14 protein-coding genes are annotated in these 15594 nt (G+C 57.5%); 7 read left to right on the top strand and 7 right to left on the bottom strand.

The features are described 5' to 3' along the window. The first annotated feature begins 13 nt into the window (after positions 1-13). Positions 14-808, top strand: coding sequence for an enoyl-ACP reductase FabI (fabI, locus tag AF70_RS27180; protein ID WP_007937760.1), 795 nt, complete (start codon positions 14-16; stop codon positions 806-808). Between the two features lie 72 nt (positions 809-880). Here the strand turns inward: fabI and AF70_RS27175 are convergent, their stop codons facing one another. Both AF70_RS27175 and AF70_RS27170 read right to left on the bottom strand, forming a co-directional pair. Further along, positions 881-2110 carry a hypothetical protein gene (locus AF70_RS27175; protein ID WP_028940453.1) on the bottom strand — a complete coding sequence of 410 codons (1230 nt, stop codon included), beginning with the start codon at positions 2108-2110 and terminating at the stop codon, positions 881-883. Between the two features lie 194 nt (positions 2111-2304). Continuing rightward, positions 2305-3171 (bottom strand): LysR family transcriptional regulator, encoded by an 867-nt coding sequence (locus AF70_RS27170; RefSeq protein WP_028940452.1) that lies wholly within the window; start codon positions 3169-3171, stop codon positions 2305-2307. Between the two features lie 113 nt (positions 3172-3284). Between AF70_RS27170 and AF70_RS27165 the strand changes: the two genes are divergently transcribed. Beyond that, positions 3285-3710, top strand: a complete 426-nt coding sequence (locus AF70_RS27165; RefSeq protein WP_019579332.1) for a VOC family protein — start codon at positions 3285-3287, stop codon at positions 3708-3710. Continuing rightward, complete coding sequence (locus AF70_RS27160; RefSeq protein ID WP_028940451.1) at positions 3707-4984, top strand: amidase; 1278 nt, start codon at positions 3707-3709, stop codon at positions 4982-4984. Before AF70_RS27165 ends, AF70_RS27160 begins: the two co-directional genes overlap by 4 nt. Here AF70_RS27160 and AF70_RS27155 read toward each other — a convergent pair. The 4 genes from AF70_RS27155 to AF70_RS27140 all read right to left on the bottom strand — a co-directional run bounded on the left by AF70_RS27155 (position 4975) and on the right by AF70_RS27140 (position 8898). Then, a complete protein-coding gene (locus AF70_RS27155; RefSeq protein ID WP_028940450.1) occupies positions 4975-5583 on the bottom strand; it encodes a GGDEF domain-containing protein in 609 nt (202 codons plus the stop codon). The genes AF70_RS27160 and AF70_RS27155 overlap by 10 nt on opposite strands. 74 nt (positions 5584-5657) lie before the next feature. Next, the gene (locus AF70_RS27150; protein ID WP_028940449.1) at positions 5658-6236 is read right to left on the bottom strand and encodes a hypothetical protein; all 579 of its coding nucleotides are present in this window, start codon (positions 6234-6236) and stop codon (positions 5658-5660) included. Between the two features lies 1 nt (position 6237). Further along, the gene (locus AF70_RS27145) at positions 6238-8406 is read right to left on the bottom strand and encodes a xanthine dehydrogenase family protein molybdopterin-binding subunit (protein ID WP_028940448.1); all 2169 of its coding nucleotides are present in this window, start codon (positions 8404-8406) and stop codon (positions 6238-6240) included. Positions 8407-8442: 36 nt separating this feature from the next. Next, positions 8443-8898 (bottom strand): (2Fe-2S)-binding protein, encoded by a 456-nt coding sequence (locus AF70_RS27140; protein WP_007937751.1) that lies wholly within the window; start codon positions 8896-8898, stop codon positions 8443-8445. Between the two features lie 252 nt (positions 8899-9150). On the opposite strand from AF70_RS27140, the gene AF70_RS27135 reads away from it, so the two are divergent. From AF70_RS27135 to AF70_RS27125, 3 genes are all read left to right on the top strand, one after another. Then, positions 9151-9654 carry a VOC family protein gene (locus AF70_RS27135; protein ID WP_018929635.1) on the top strand — a complete coding sequence of 168 codons (504 nt, stop codon included), beginning with the start codon at positions 9151-9153 and terminating at the stop codon, positions 9652-9654. Positions 9655-9688: 34 nt separating this feature from the next. After that, entirely contained in the window at positions 9689-10522 is an 834-nt protein-coding gene (locus tag AF70_RS27130) for an AraC family transcriptional regulator (protein WP_028940447.1), read from the top strand. Positions 10523-10693: 171 nt separating this feature from the next. After that, positions 10694-14377, top strand: coding sequence for a hypothetical protein (locus tag AF70_RS27125; protein WP_028940446.1), 3684 nt, complete (start codon positions 10694-10696; stop codon positions 14375-14377). A gap of 24 nt (positions 14378-14401) precedes the next feature. Here AF70_RS27125 and AF70_RS27120 read toward each other — a convergent pair whose 3' ends face one another. Further along, complete coding sequence (locus tag AF70_RS27120; protein ID WP_019579339.1) at positions 14402-14989, bottom strand: LysE family translocator; 588 nt, start codon at positions 14987-14989, stop codon at positions 14402-14404. 241 nt (positions 14990-15230) lie between these two features. On the opposite strand from AF70_RS27120, the gene AF70_RS27115 reads away from it, so the two are divergent. Further along, on the top strand, positions 15231-15443 hold the full coding sequence (locus AF70_RS27115) for a DUF1059 domain-containing protein (protein ID WP_007937743.1): 213 nt from the start codon (positions 15231-15233) through the stop codon (positions 15441-15443). The last annotated feature ends 151 nt before the right edge of the window (positions 15444-15594 follow it).

Here is a 15594-nt window from a genome sequence, read left to right as displayed (position 1 = left end):
AGAGGAGCAACACATGGGTTTTCTCGCCGGTAAGCGCGTACTGATCGTCGGTGTCGCCAGCAAGCTGTCCATCGCATCCGGCATCGCTGCCGCCATGCATCGCGAGGGCGCTGAGCTTGCCTTCACTTATCAGAACGACAAACTCAAGGGTCGTGTCGAAGAGTTCGCACAAGGCTGGGGTTCGAGCCCTGAGCTGTGCTTCCCGTGCGACGTGGCCAGCGATGCCGAAATCGCCAAGGTCTTCGAAGAGTTGAGCAAGAAGTGGGACGGCCTGGACTGCATCGTGCACTCCGTCGGCTTCGCCCCGGGCGACCAACTGGACGGCGACTTCACCGAAGCCACCACCCGTGAAGGTTTCCGCATCGCTCACGACATCAGCGCCTACAGCTTCGTGGCCCTGGCCAAGGCTGGTCGCGAAATGATGAAAGGCCGCAATGGCAGTCTGCTGACCCTGTCGTACCTGGGCGCCGAGCGCACCATGCCGAACTACAACGTCATGGGCATGGCCAAGGCTTCCCTGGAAGCCGGCGTACGTTACCTGGCCGGCTCCCTGGGCCCGGACGGCACCCGCGTCAACTGCGTATCGGCTGGCCCGATCCGCACCCTCGCCGCTTCCGGCATCAAGAACTTCCGCAAAATGCTGGCCGCCAACGAAGCGCAAACCCCGCTGCGTCGTAACGTCACCATCGAAGAAGTCGGCAACGCCGGCGCTTTCCTGTGCTCGGACCTGGCGTCCGGCATCAGCGGCGAAATCATGTACGTAGACGGCGGCTTCAACACCACCGCCATGGGCAACATCGAAGAGTGATCTTCGGTTAGCCGTTAAAAAACCCGCCATTTCTGGCGGGTTTTTTTATGCCTGAAATAGCAGCGGTTACCGTCAGCTCTGGATACCCAGGACTTTCGGACCTTGACGTTCACCTGAGTTCAGATCAGCCGCAATGATGATTCGATTTCCGGTGCGTTGGACAATAATGTCGTTCACGCGACCTGTTTGCGCCCGAACCACCCCAGAGCGACCAAAAGAAACGTCGAGCACACCGCCTTCTGTGATGCGTAGCCAGTACAGCTTCTGCGCAGGAAAATCCTCACTCCCTCCAACCACGATTTTTCTATTCGGTTGTACGGCGATGGAGGGGATATTTAAAAAGCTGGTATCCAGATCAACCACTTGGGTATTTCCACCGTTAAAGGACGGATCCGCGGTGGCATTACCCAGTAGGCGTTGCACGGAAATATAACGTTTACCATCGTCGTTGATCGACGTGACAGCAACAATGACTATCTTGTCGCCGTCCAGCACCATCGCGCCAAAATTGGTGTAATCATCATTTTCCCAAAAACCGTCAATGCCGAAGGCCTTGTGCAACGTGCCGTCCCGGTTATAGCAAGCCAGGGCTGCCCTTGAGTTTGATTGTTCTTGAGACGGGCGATCAACGATCCCAAACACAACAATACGCCCATCTGGCAAGACGGAGAGGCTAAGGATCTTCGTTATCGGACCTTTAAACCTGACTTCGATCATTCCCGATTCGTTAAAACCGGTATCGGGATTACCTTGATCATCAAGGCTGTATACGCGACCTGCCGAATCGATGGTGATGCCATCGTTGTCAGACAATTGGTAACTTGCACCCACTAAAACATGGTTGTCAGCCGTGAGACATCCCGTGGGTTCGTCGGTCTGCAAACCCTGCCCCGGAGGGACAGGATCAACGGGCAAAGGGAAAATTCTTGTACCAAAGACTAAATTAGGACTTCCTTCTTCATTGAATTGCGTAATCGCAGCCTGCCTGATAAAGGGGTCACTACCTGTGTAACCAATCAACAGGAATTTGCCGTCTTCTCGAGCCAGTAAGCGTGTAGGCTTTTCGAACTGGCCTTTGGCGAAGCTCCACTCAAACGTTGTGAAATCACGATCGGGAGTGCCACCAGACGCGGCACGATACACCCATTGGGAATTGCCTTTTTGAGCCGCGTAAAGAAGTTTTTCTGCAGTTGTTTCAACGACACATTGAGACGAATCTTGCGGAATATTGATCATGCCTACTTCAGCAAATCCCAAATCCAGATCACCTGGTGTTTGCTCCATGCTGGCTTGTGCTGTCATGCGGTCATCCTCCTGAATTGTTGGTTTCATGCAATCCGAGGAATGCCACAAACCATTCCTACAGACGGCCGAGTCCGTTTGATAGGGCCACGATAGTGCGAAAACTGAAAAAAGCATCACTGCCAGAAATAACAGTTTTAGTGTCGTCAAGAGCCAAAATACATTCTTTACAGCACATACCTGCTACATCTGCTTTAGCCAGCGATTTGTGTGAGGCAGTTGGCGAATAGCTGCTGGATCGGCTGTGTGCGCTGGCTGTAGCGCTGTAAAAGGACGATATCGCGATAAAACGTCAACTTACCCAACTGGATGATCCGGACCTTCGCCCCATGCTCAAGCCACAGCCCCGCCTCGGGCAGCAGTGAAACGCCGAGTCCACATTCAACCATCTTCACGATCGCTTCCAGCTCGTCGAGCTCCAGCGCTACTTGCACATCAATCTGCTGCTCGCGCAAAAAACGCGTCACCAATCGCCCACCGAATGAATTGCGGTCGTAGCGTACATGGGGATGGCTGGCGAGTAACTGCAGCGGGTCATCCCCCTCAAGGTCGGCCGGCACGATCAGCACAAACGGCTCCCGGCGAATGACTTGCACCGATAATTCCTTGGGTAATTCAAACGGCGGCTTGATCAGAATCGCCAGGTCCACTTCGCCAGTGTCCACCTGGCTCAGCAAGTTCAGGGATACCCCCGGCACCAGTTTCGCCTCCAGCAATGGCGCCTGTTGCCTGAGTCGCAACAACGCCTGTGGCAACAAACCGGTCTGGACAGTGGCCACCGCGCCGATCTTCAATTCGCCACGAAACTCGCTGATGTCATCACTGACGGCCATGCGACTGAAGATCTTGAGCATTTCCTGAGCCATCGGCAACGCTCGCTGCCCTGCGGCATTGAGGAGCGCCTGACGCCCGGTGCGATCGAACAGACGTATGCCCAACGCCTGCTCCAGATTGCGGATCTGCGCGCTGACCGCCGACTGAGTCAGGCCGATGTGCATGCCTGCCGCTGCGAACGTGCCATGGCGTGTCACAGCAATGAAGGTTTTCAGTTCCCGCAGCATACTGCCCCCAATTGATCGAAATAATTTGAGCTCGCTGCAAAAATTATCGTCTTTTAATCAAAAAGCACAGGACTAAACTCAGCCTCAACGCTCAACCCGTCGAGGCACATCCGATGCAACTGTCCCCTTTTCATTTGGCCATCCCGGTTTACGATCTGGACGCTACCCGGCGTTTCTATGGCGAGGTGTTCGGCCTGGAAGAAGGTCGCTCCAGCGATCACTGGGTCGATTTCAACTTTTTCGGCCATCAACTGGTGATTCATCTGGCCCCGAAAAACGCTTCTCAGGAGGCCGCCCATACCAACGCCGTGGATGGCCACGACGTACCGGTGCCGCATTTCGGTGTGGTATTGCCGATGGAAGAATGGGAGGCGCTGGCCGAACGCCTGAAAGCCCTGGGTACACACTTCGTGATCGAGCCGGGCATCCGGTTTCAGGGATTGGTGGGCGAACAAGCCACGATGTTTCTTTTCGATCCCTGCGGCAATGCTCTGGAGTTCAAGGCGTTCAAAAATATCAATCAGTTGTTCGCCAAATGATCCGCTCGCCCCTTGACGCCACCACCCTCAGTGAAGCGGTGGTCAATGGCGAAACTACCGCCGCCATCATCGCCGAAACATTTCTTCAGCGCATTCAGGCGCAAGAGCCGGATATCCAGGCTTTTGTCTCGTTCGACGCCCTGCAGGTCCGCGCCGATGCGGCGCAGCACAACGGCCGTGGCCTGCTGGCCGGCGTCCCCGTGGGCATCAAGGACATTTTCGACACCGCGGCCTACCCCACGCAGTTCTATTCGCCCATTTATACCGACCATCAACCCTCCCGGGACGCCCACGTCGTGACGCTACTGCGCCAGGCCGGAGCGCTGATCATGGGCAAGACCCATACCACCGAGTTTGCGTACATGCACACCGGTCCAACCCGCAATCCCCACGACCTTACGCGAACGCCGGGCAGCTCCAGCGCCGGCTCGGCGGCCGGGATGGCTGCAGGGTTCTTTGCCCTGGCGCTGGGTACCCAGACCGCTGGCTCGTTGCTCAAGCCGGCGTCTTACTGCGGCCTCTTCGCCTTCAAACCGTCGCTGGGGCTGGTGTCGCTGGAAGGGGTAAAACCGTTGGCGCCGAGCTTCGACACCGTGGGTTGGTATGGCCAGTCAGTGCGCGACCTGCACCTGGTAGCGCGCGTGTTGATTCCCGGGTTCGTGGTGCCTGACATCGAGCGGCGTCCACTGCAATTGGGGTTCTGCCGCACGTCACGCTGGGATCAAGTGGACCCCGACGTGGTCCTTGCCCTGGAACAGGCGGTGGATCAGTTGCGCAGCGCCGGCCATCACGTAAGCGATGTACGGCTGCCGGATGAGTTTGCCGGTGTGTTCGACGATCATCAGTTGATTAACGATTGCGAAGGTGCCCGCTCGCTGGCGAAGGAGTTTCAACAACACCGAACACAATTGAGCCCTTCGACCCTGGCCATGTTCGAGCGGGCGGCGACTACAACCTGGCAACAGGAATCCGCTGCCAAGGCGCGCCTGGCCGATCTTGCCCCACGCTTGAGCGAGCTTTGCCGACCCTTCGACGCCATGCTCGGCGCCTCTTGCGGGATGGTCGCGCCGGTCGGCCTGGAAAGCACCGGACCGTCGGATTTCATCAAGTTCTGGGGGGCGTTTGGCTGGCCGCAACTGAACATCCCGCTGAGGCCCGGCCAAGCCATGTTGCCTGTCGGGCTACAGATGATCGGAAGGTTCAGAGAGGATGGTCGGCTGTTACGAACGGCCGAGCACGTTGCAGCGGTTTTGCAAGGCGCCATTCAAGAATGACGAGCTTCGAACTGTCGGGCACGCAACGCCTTATCGACCAGAGCCAGCAGATCTTGCGCCGTTTGGGTTAGCTGAGCATCAAACTCGATCTGCCCGACACTGAAGCGAATGTCATAGCCACGATGCACCGTGGCATTACGCTCATCGAGTATTTCTTCGAGGCGCGCCCTGATCGCGGCAATCTCCACCGTGTTGGCGCCGGTCAATAAGGCGGCAAACTCATCGCTGCCCAGCCGACCGATCACATCGCTTTCACGAAAAGCGATGCGCAGCACGTCGGCAAAGGTTTTCAGGGCGTTGTCGCCCTCGGCACGCCCATACAACCGGTTGATGCGCTTGAAGTCGTCAAGGTCGAAAAACAACAAGGTCGCAGGTTGGCCCAACTGCCGACAGGCCTCCAGCGCCAATTGGGCCAGAGCCTCGAAGCCATGACGATTGGACAGCAGCGTCAACTCATCCATGCTCGCCATCTGCACGCCCATCAGTTCTTGCTCGGCCTTGCGCGCCAGGTCGCGCAGTACATCGCGGTCCTGCACGGCGCCGTCGAGGACGTTCGGCGTGCCCACGCCGGGTTTGAGCGGTTTGTCTGGGGTTAGCATTACTCACTCCCTTGATGGATATAAACGTTAGAGTCGTTCACACCCGGTTTGACTCCCTATAAACGCGCCGCTGGTCAGCTACCCGCCACCGGACACGGCCCTCCAGCGTCCGCCCAGAGTTTGAACTGGGTGACGAAGATGTCGTGGGGCACCGGCACCGGCGTCCGTCCCTCACCTGGATGCCAGCCCCAGAGCACCAGTTTGTCCTCGCTGACATGTTTGATCAGTGCCGCAAAATCACGATCGCCATTACTGGAACGGTCCTTGATCATTGCACACAACCTGTCGGGCGGCAGGCCGATCCAGGCCATTTTGTGCGCGGCCGGCGGCAGGCTCCAATGCGGCGCTCCGGGCGGTGTGTGAGGCCCATAACTGGCGGGCGGATTGCTGTCGGCATGGCAACTGGCACACGGCAGACCGGCAGACCCTTTGCCATCCATCCCGCGAACCACCCTCATCGCGTGAGGATTGCCGGCGTCGAACTGTAAAGGCGAATCGCCGGGGATATGGCAGTTCTGACAGCGCGGGCTCTGGAACACCTTCTGCACTGTGTCGAACGCCTTCAGCGCCTCTTTTTCATCAGCGAACAGGTCTGAGGCATAGCCAGTCAGCCCGATCAGCACCACCGCGCCCAGCAACAGATGTCGTTTCATGTCACACCCCCGACAGTTGCAGCGGCAGTTCCCGCAGACGCTGCCCGGTCAGGGCAAACACCGCGTTCGCCACGGCCGGCGCCACGGGCGGTACACCAACCTCGCCGATGCCGCCGGGTTTGTCGGTGCTGGGGACGATATGCACTTCGACCACGGGCATTTCGTTCAGGCGCAACACCTGATAGTCGTGAAAATTGGATTGCTGCACCTGGCCGTTCTTGAACGTCAGTTTGCTGTGCAAGGTAAATCCGAGACCGAAGGTGATGCCTGACTCCATCTGCGCGGCGATGCTCTGCGGGTTGACCGCAATGCCGCAATCCACCGCACATACCACCCGGTGTACGCGAATCGCCAGGTTGTCCTGCGACACCTCCGCCACATGGGCGACGTAGCTGCCGAAAGACTCATGCACCGCCACGCCCAATGCGTGGCCGTCCGGCAATGGGGCTTTCCAGTCGGCTTTCTCCACCGCCAGATTCAGCACCCCCAGATGCCGTGGATGCGCCTTGAGCAAGGTTCGTCGGTATTCCACCGGATCCTTGCCGGCCGCCTCGGCCAACTCATCGATCAACGACTCCATGACGAATGCCGTATGGGTATGCCCCACCGACCGCAACCACAACACGCTGATGCCGGTTTGCGGGGAATGCAGGTCGATCAGGTGATTGGCCAGCCCCTCAAAATAAGGACTGTCGGCCACACCTTCGACGGAGGTTTTGTCGACACCGTCCTTGACCATGGTCGCCTCGAACGACGTGCCGGCCATGATCGACTGCCCGACCAGCACATGCTTCCAGGCGATCGGCATACCGTCGGCGTCCAGCCCGATGCGTGCCTGATGCAGGAATGCCGAGCGATAGTAACCGCCGCGAATGTCATCCTCTCGGGACCAGACGGTTTTCACCGGTTCGCCCGCCGCTTTGGCGACGTACACCGCCTCGCTGACAAAATCCGAGGTCGGGTTGGCCCGACGCCCGAAGCCGCCACCGAGGAATTGGGTGTGGATCTCGACCTGTTCGGGCTTGAGCCCGGTGATCTTCCCCGCGATCATCTGATCCAGGGTCTGGAACTGCGTGCCGGTCCAGATTTCGCATGTGTCCTTGGTGATTTTCACCGTGCAATTGAGGGGTTCCATCGGCGCGTGGGCCAGGTACGGCACGCTGTATTCGGCCTCGATAGTCTTCGCCGCCCTGCCCAACATCACCGTCGCGTCCCCGGCCTGGCTGACCGAGGTGCCGGGGGTGGCGGCGAGTTTACGGAAGCTTTCCAGCAGTTGCTGGCTGTCGAGCCCGGCGTTCGGCCCCGGTTCCCATACAACCTTCAGCGCATCGCGCCCCAGCTTCGCCGCCCAATAATGATCGGCAATCACCGCGACCCCCGTGGGCACCTGCACCACTTTGTGCACGCCAGGCACCGCCAGCGCCTCGGCGCCTTCGAAGGATTTGACGCTGCCACCGAACACTGGCGGCCGAGCGACCACCGCAGTCATGAGCCCGTCGAATTGCACGTCCATGCCGAACTTGGCCTGCCCGGTGATTTTCTCCGGGGTATCGAGGCGCTTGGTGGGTTTGCCGATGACCTTCCAGTCCTTGGCTTCCTTGAACTTGATCGAGGCTGGATCCGGCACCGGCAACTTGCCGGCGTCATCCGCCAGTTCGCCGTAAGTGACGCGTTTGTCGCCGGCAATGACCACGCCCGATTCGGTGTGGATCTGCGAAGGCGCCATGTCGAATCGCTTGGCCGCAGCGTCGATCAGCATCAAGCGCGCCGCTGCGCCGGCCTGACGATAGCGATCGAACTCCATCCAGGTCGAGGTCGAACCGCCGGTGATTTGCATCCCGCCAAACGCCGGCAGGCCATACTCGGCGGCCGAGGCTGGCGCGTGTTCGACGCGTATTTTCGACCAGTCGGCGTCCAGTTCTTCGGCGATCAACATGGTCAGGCCGGTCCAGATGCCCTGGCCCATTTCCGAATGGCCGAGCAGCACAGTGACGCTGTTGTCGTTGCCTATGCGTAAAAAGGCATTGGGCGCGAACACCTCTCCTTGATTCTCGGCACCGAAGGCGAAGCGATGGCCGCCAGGAATGACAAACGCCACCACCAGACCGCCACCCAACACGGCACTGCCCTTGAGAAAACCGCGACGCGAGACAGGGTTGATGCTGTTCATTGCTCAGACTCCCTTCAACGTGGCTTCAACGTCGCCTCACCCGATCTCGGCGGCGCGTTTGACCGCGGCGCGGATTCTTGGGTAGGTGCCGCAGCGGCAAATGTTGCCGGACAACGCCTGGTCGATGTCGCTGTCGGTAGGCTTGGGGATCTTCGCCAGCAACGCGGCCGCCGACATGATCTGCCCGGACTGGCAATAACCGCACTGAACCACATCGAGTTCGGCCCAGGCCTGTTGCACCGGGTGCGAGCCGTCGCTGGACAGGCCTTCGATGGTGAGAATTTTCTGCCCGTGGGCCACCGCCGTAGCGGGCGTGATGCAAGAGCGCAGCGGCGCGCCGTCGACGTGTACGGTGCAGGCGCCACACTGGGCCATGCCGCAACCGAATTTGGTGCCCGTCAGGTGCGCGACATCGCGCAGAACCCAGAGCAACGGCATGTCCGCGGGGACATCCAGTTCCTGGTCCTTGCCATTGATATTCAGGGTCAGCATGGCTGATTTCCTCAGACTCACGGTGTTCTGAAGGGGCGCCGCTGTGGCAGCGAAATACCTACGCGGCGCCTTGGGTCATCCCTACAGCTAAGCGCAATTTCACCCACAAGCCATGTTCATCGACCACCGGTCGCTCCCGTCCCGTAGCAGCTCGGCAGCTGCTACGGACTTGTCGATCTACGGCGCCACCCGTCTACTGCGGACTGGCTAATCTGATAATCCAGTGTGTTTAACCTGCCGAGGACAACCGCCATGCAACGCTTTCCAAAAATCACGCCCTGCCTGTGGTTTGACGATCAGGCCGAAACGGCGGCGAAATTTTATTGCTCGATCTTCGATCACTCGAAAATCACCGCCATCACCCATTACGGCAAAGCCGGTCAGGAAATCCACGGCCGCCCGGAAGGTTCGGTGATGACGGTCAGCTTCGAGCTCGATGGCCAGACCTTCACCGGTCTCAATGGCGGGCCAGTGTTCACCTTCAACGAAGCGGTGTCGTTCCAGGTCAATTGTCAGAATCAGGAGGAAGTCGACCACTTCTGGGGCAACCTGTCCGCCGGCGGGCCTGTGCAGGCGCAGCAATGTGGCTGGCTCAAGGATAAATTCGGCGTGTCATGGCAGATCGTGCCGATCGCGCTGATGCACATGATGCAAGACCCCGATACGCACAAGTCCCAGCGCGCGATGCAAGCGATGCTGCAAATGAAAAAGCTCGACATAGCCGAACTGGAACGAGCCTTTGCCGGCCAGAGCTAATACACTCAGGCACTGGCCCGCCGAGGACATCGAGATGAAGCACACCGTCGCCAAAGATGCAGACAAAGCCCCGCGTTTCTGGCGCGACGACGCCCTGCCCTTCATCGAAGCCCGCTCCATCGCCGACGGCCGCGAGGTCTGCTACGCACGGCATTCCCACGAACACTTTTCCATCGGTGCAATCACCGCCGGGCGCAGCACCTACATCCATGAGCAATCGGAGTTTCAGGTCAGCTCCGGCACCGTGGTGTTGATGAACCCCGGCGATGTGCATGCCTGCAATCCGATCGACGACCAGCCCTGGTCGTACCTGATGCTGTACGTCGAGACGCCTTGGCTGACCGACTTGCAGCATCAGCTCGGCTTCAGCCAGGATTCGGCGTTTCGCCGGTTTTCCATCACCCACAATCGCGATGTCGAGCTGTTTGCCGGCCTGAAGAACGTATACGAGGTGTTGATCGATCAGCAGCAAGACGTGCTGCGCAAGCACAGCGCGGCGGTGGAGTTTTTCACCGAGGTGCAACAGCGGCTCAACCCTGTAGATCAACCGTTGCGCGAGCCTAACTTCAAGCTGGAACGGGCCGCCGACTACATCCGCGATAACTGCACGCATCAGCTCAAGCTCGAAGACATTTGCGAAGCGGCGCAACTGTCGCCGTCCTACCTTATCCGCGCGTTCAAACAGCATTACGGCATGACGCCCCATGCATTTCTGGTCAACCGGCGCATCCAGTTCGCCCGGGATCGACTGCGCAGCGGCAGGCTGATCGCCGATGTAGCACTGGAAGCCGGGTTTGCCGATCAGGCGCATTTTCAGCGGGCGTTCAAGCAACATCTGGCGGCGACACCGGGGCAATATCGCGGGTAAGTTAATACGCCGACAAACGCCCCTGTTAAAAACAGATTAGTTAATATCAACCCACGAGCCATACCGACAAAAGTCATACAAAGTCATATAACTAACATGACAACACTCAAAACTATTATTTAAGCTCCCTTCCCACGCGACAACCCAATATCAGAAGATGGAGCTTCTTACTTGAACACGTCGAATAACCACGTACTTCATTCCAGCAACCAACGCGAGAAACAATCAGTCATTGAAGCCATCGCCAACTTCCTCAGCGATGAAGACGTCATGGCAACCGTTGGATGGTCGTGGGATCGTGTATCCGTTACCTGTGACCCGAATTCCGACTTCTCCCAGTTACATCGTCCAGCTACTACCTGCCTGGCGAGGCTCACCCGGCAACCCGACTTCAAAAAAATCGGCGGCGAACAAGGCATCCCCCAAACAAACATCTTTCATGTCAATGAACACGGCCAACTCTTTTACGCCTATGACAATATCAGTACCCGTGAAGTCAACGGCGAGCTGGTCACCGTTGGTTTCTTCTCCGAGCGTAACGACATCGCCCATCACTACACCGGCGTTGCCGATATCGATGAACAGCTAGGCCTCCTTTCAGACAGTGCCAAGCTGACCGGCGGATGGGTGACGTCCACCGAAAAAATCACAATAAGCCAGTGGTTGCGTTTTCACGGCATGCCACTTCCGGCCAGCGTGGAAAGTGCAAAAGAGTTAATTGATTTACTGAATGTCACCACACTTCCAGCACCGTCGCCCTATGGGAACTACTGGGAGTTGCTGAGCCCTCCCAAAGACTCACCGTTCGAACTCACGGAGAAAAATCGCGCCCTCATTCGCGATGTGATCGAGGAAGAAACCGGAGGCGAACTTCCTTTGGTTTCGATTTATGGCCATGCGCTGAAACTTGAAAGCTTTTCCGCCGACAAACTGCCCACCAGCCAAGGTTACCGTCTGGCACGGCTGATCGATATTGCAGTGTCGAGCGCGAATAATGGGCATGCGTTCATGACGGCATTAGGCTGGTTCGCTGATGAAAACGGCCCCAAGCCCACCGAGCAGTTCATCGAACAGCTGATGATTGCGGTGATGCTGCTTGACCTTGATCCGGAACTGGACAGCGCCAATACCTCGTTTGCAGGTTTTGACCTCTACTCGAAGCGTTATTTGCTGCTTCCCCCCTCAGCGGTCCGCACGCAACTTGAACAGCATCTGGTCAGCCAACTCAAGCTCGACGCCATGGTTGCCCCGCTCGTCGCGGAACTGGTCTTGGGTGGCATGGCGCCGGAGTATCTTGCCGATGAACTGCCGTCCAATCTGCGTATCGGCACACCGGCATGGGTCGTCTTCACCCAGGCCGTACACTTTGCCGAAGCGATCACCCCCGGTGTTTCCCGGAACATGGCCTACCAACACCTGCTGGGGTTCGCCCGCGCATCGCAATTGACACCCGAGCTCAAAGCAGTGTTTACCGCACACTCGGCTGACCCGGTGATCACCTGGGCGCTGATGAACGACCTGATCTCCCGGAATTCAGAGGGCAACCTCAATCAGCAAGCCGTTACGGTGGCGATGGATGAGTACAAGCAACATGCGGACATGATGACGAGCGCCTTGATTGATCTGGGCAAACCGCTGCCCCATCGCAAGGCGCTCGCGCTTAAAGAACTGAAATCCCAGGTGCCGGATTGTGACCCCGAGGAACTGTTGGTCAAACATCGCGGAACGGGCGGCGGCGCAGGAAGGCGGGTATCGGTTGTCGATCTTTACCTGGGCGACGAGCTTCACACCCAGGATTGGGATCGAGCCAAAGGGACCAGCATTTACCAGTCCTTCCCTGATCTGGCTGACATGTACCCCGTTGCAGATTTATTTCAGCAAGCGATCCACAATCATTACAACTCAATGACCGAAGCGTTGTCGGCCATTATCAATGTTACATTTTCGCAACTAAGCCTGACGGACAGGTCGTTCATTGAGGACGGCCACCTGGGTATCTATTGTGTTCAGGAGTACACAACCACCCGAGCTCCTTATATTCCCGGCTGGCCGGGCGTCGTAAGACCGGCAACGCCCACCCCCGGAAAGACCGCTCGTTACGGCGTTCTCATCTGTGCGGTGCTCCATTCGGAGCTTCGTTGTTATCAACTGTTCCCGATGAGGACGGAATGTGTATTCAGCGAAGAACTCAGCGAAGTGTTTCGTCCTCTGGTAATGGCCAACGGGCCCATAGCCGGCGCAACATTTGTGGACCACCAACAACATTTGGAAGGCCGTCTGGATATACAGGCTTATCGAGCGAACACGGCCCCCCGCAGCTATTCAAAATCCGCTTTTTTCATCCACAAGATCGGTGAATTCAACCCATCAGCAAGTGCAGACACCACCACACCGAACCCCTACTTTCGTTCGACGCGAAAAGAAGCAATCAGCAATCTTATTGCAAAAGAGAATCCTTATTTCACTGAAGATGAACTGATGCAACTGGGCTTCGATCAGACCAAACGTGAAAAAGCGATTGAAAAGACCGAAGCTATATACACGTTCATTCTGAACCTGATCATTCCGTTCAAGGAGTGCGTCGAGGAGCTTTCCTCGGGGGTTCCTGCCCGACAAAACCGCGCCATTTTCGGCTGTATCATGGATGCCGCGGCCCTCGCTGTTTCCGTTGCCGTCATCGGCATTAAAGTGGCCGCTATCAGCGCGAAGGCCACAACCCTGGTCTCGAAACTGCTTTCCACTTCCAAAGTGGTTGGCAGTACCGTCATCAGCCTCTTCACTCCCATCGACGATCCTGCAAAGTTACTCACCGATGGCAGCAAGCTGCTGGCTCGAGGTGTAATGAAGTTGAGCGGCCACGCCCGCTCCGCTTCTCACCTGGCCAGACAGCAATTGCGTTTTATGTCCGGTGCAAACGGCTACGACTTGATCAAGGCCATCAACCATTCCGGCGCGGCCCCACGGATTCGAATGTCGCTGGACACGGTTGCCCATGGTCGTGCGCTGTTCAAGGACGACGGCATTCAAACCGTTGAACAGATTGTGACCCGCCTGGGCAACAAGCACAGTCGACTGCCAGATGGCGCTCTGCCGTCCGAACTGGAGCATCTGTTCAACAATGCGCTTGTTGAATCGGCGACCGGACTCAGGCAAACACAAGATCTGCAGGCATTGATCGGCCGAACGGCTGTTGATGATCTTTTCAAGGCCGTCCTGGAAAAAGCTCAATACAGCTACACCAGCGCCCGCTCCGCATCCGCTGCCCAAAGTTACGCCGATACGCTGGCAACCTTTGCCCAGGTCGAAACGAAAAACGTCACCTACATGAAGAATTACCAACAAAACGTATTACAGCAAGACCTGGGCAAGACACCGTTTAATCAGGTCATGCCAGAGTCAGCCTTCAATCCAATGGGCTTTACCGATAACTCGCAAAGGGCCGGCGCCTGGATCGTCAATGGTTCTACCTCCCCTGGCAACGACCTCGACAGCATCGTTTCGGTACTGCGCGAGTACGCCGGCAATCAAAAAACACTGACTGATCCGACCGTGATCAAACAGCTGCATGCCCGTATCGCGCCAGCCACCTCGGACGTCGTGCGCGTGGGCGTCAATGACAAGAAATACGCCAGCAACATCAGTGGATTCGCCGCGATGGAACAACATCTGAAAACACTGAATTCCAGTCATGAGCATTTCGACAAACAGTTGCTGGCGACCGTCGTAGGTTTCCACGGTCTAGGCGACGGTAATGGCCGTACGGGTCGTGCCCTGTATGCCATCAGTCAGCTTCGAAACAACCGGTTCACACCGCTGACAAAACAAGAGTTCAGTTTGCTGCACGGACTCGATTAAGGTGAATGCCTGAGGGTGTGTGGCTTAGGAAAGCAACAAATACACCGCACTCAGCCCTAGCAACAATGCCATGAGCCGGTTGAACAATCGCATGCCTACAGGATTATTCAGATAACCCTGCAGGCATGTCCCGGCATACGCCCAACAGCCGACAGACACATAGCAGATCACCAGATACACCGCCGCGAACTGCCAGACCAGCCGCGCCTCGCCGTCCGCGACGAACGCGCCCATGCCCGCTACGCAGGCCAGCCAGGCTTTCGGATTGAGCCATTGCATCATCGCGCCATATAACATCGACGGCGCCCGGCGCGATTTATCCGCATCGATGCGGCCATCGTCCGCCGCCAGTTTCCAGGCCATGAACAACAGAAACGCAACACCCGCCAGTTGCACCACTTGCGTCAGCGCCGGCCACAACCGCAATACCTCATGCAACCCCATTCCCATCAATACCAGCAATAAAACGAAACCCAGCGTTGCTCCGGCGACATGTCGCTGACTGGCGCGAAAACCGAACTGCGCCCCCGAACTCAACGCCACAATGTTCACCGGCCCCGGTGTAATGGAAGCGACCAAGGCAAACGCCGCCATGGAAAGAATCAGACTCATTGCATACCTTCTTCAATTCAGTTGAACCAGGGCTCAAGGTAAAGAGCCAGGGAAATGCTGTATTGAAGAAAACAACCCTTGCCTGTTCCGCGATGCATGTCGCGCCCTGTAGGTTGCAAGACTGTCACGAGGCACCTTATGGCGGGCCTATACTTCAAGAGTCGGCACACTCGATGCGGGGCGCGTCGAGTGATCGTTCACGCAGGCCACAGCCTGCCTTCATCGTAGGGAGGAGAAGATCATGGCGCGTAAATACATCGACTGCCGCGAGTTCCCAAGCGCTTCCAAATGCTCGGTCGCCCTGTCCGCAGACTCTGAAAACGAACTGCTGGAGGCCGCGGCACAGCATGCGGTCAGTGTTCACAAGCACACCGATTCACCAGAACTGCGTGCTCAACTGAAGACAATGTTCCACGACGGGACCCCGCCCGTAGAAGCACCGCGTCCGGCGTAGGAACGCAAAAAGAACGCGCAAAAAGGGACAGACCACGATTCAAGGCAAATGCCGAACAATCGTGGTCTGTCCCGTGTTTTTCTCTGTACGGCTATTTGCATCCACCGCTGTATGGGCCAAATCACCAACCACCCGTGATAAAAATACCGCT

Source organism: Pseudomonas sp. KD5 (genome assembly GCF_012932895.1).
Lineage (GTDB): Bacteria > Pseudomonadota > Gammaproteobacteria > Pseudomonadales > Pseudomonadaceae > Aquipseudomonas.
The sequence above is the reverse complement of the archived record's forward strand: the minus strand, read 5'-3'. Positions and strand labels throughout refer to the sequence as shown.

What these genes read in the sequence shown, in the direction of transcription:
- fabI (WP_007937760.1), top strand. Translation starts at nt 14, where the DNA reads ATGGGTTTTCTCGCCGGTAAGCGCGTACTGATCGTCGGTGTCGCCAGC.
- AF70_RS27175 (WP_028940453.1), bottom strand. Translation starts at nt 2,110, where the DNA reads ATGACAGCACAAGCCAGCATGGAGCAAACACCAGGTGATCTGGATTTG.
- AF70_RS27170 (WP_028940452.1), bottom strand. Translation starts at nt 3,171, where the DNA reads ATGCTGCGGGAACTGAAAACCTTCATTGCTGTGACACGCCATGGCACG.
- AF70_RS27165 (WP_019579332.1), top strand. Translation starts at nt 3,285, where the DNA reads ATGCAACTGTCCCCTTTTCATTTGGCCATCCCGGTTTACGATCTGGAC.
- AF70_RS27160 (WP_028940451.1), top strand. Translation starts at nt 3,707, where the DNA reads ATGATCCGCTCGCCCCTTGACGCCACCACCCTCAGTGAAGCGGTGGTC.
- AF70_RS27155 (WP_028940450.1), bottom strand. Translation starts at nt 5,583, where the DNA reads ATGCTAACCCCAGACAAACCGCTCAAACCCGGCGTGGGCACGCCGAAC.
- AF70_RS27150 (WP_028940449.1), bottom strand. Translation starts at nt 6,236, where the DNA reads ATGAAACGACATCTGTTGCTGGGCGCGGTGGTGCTGATCGGGCTGACT.
- AF70_RS27145 (WP_028940448.1), bottom strand. Translation starts at nt 8,406, where the DNA reads ATGAACAGCATCAACCCTGTCTCGCGTCGCGGTTTTCTCAAGGGCAGT.
- AF70_RS27140 (WP_007937751.1), bottom strand. Translation starts at nt 8,898, where the DNA reads ATGCTGACCCTGAATATCAATGGCAAGGACCAGGAACTGGATGTCCCC.
- AF70_RS27135 (WP_018929635.1), top strand. Translation starts at nt 9,151, where the DNA reads ATGCAACGCTTTCCAAAAATCACGCCCTGCCTGTGGTTTGACGATCAG.
- AF70_RS27130 (WP_028940447.1), top strand. Translation starts at nt 9,689, where the DNA reads ATGAAGCACACCGTCGCCAAAGATGCAGACAAAGCCCCGCGTTTCTGG.
- AF70_RS27120 (WP_019579339.1), bottom strand. Translation starts at nt 14,989, where the DNA reads ATGAGTCTGATTCTTTCCATGGCGGCGTTTGCCTTGGTCGCTTCCATT.
- AF70_RS27115 (WP_007937743.1), top strand. Translation starts at nt 15,231, where the DNA reads ATGGCGCGTAAATACATCGACTGCCGCGAGTTCCCAAGCGCTTCCAAA.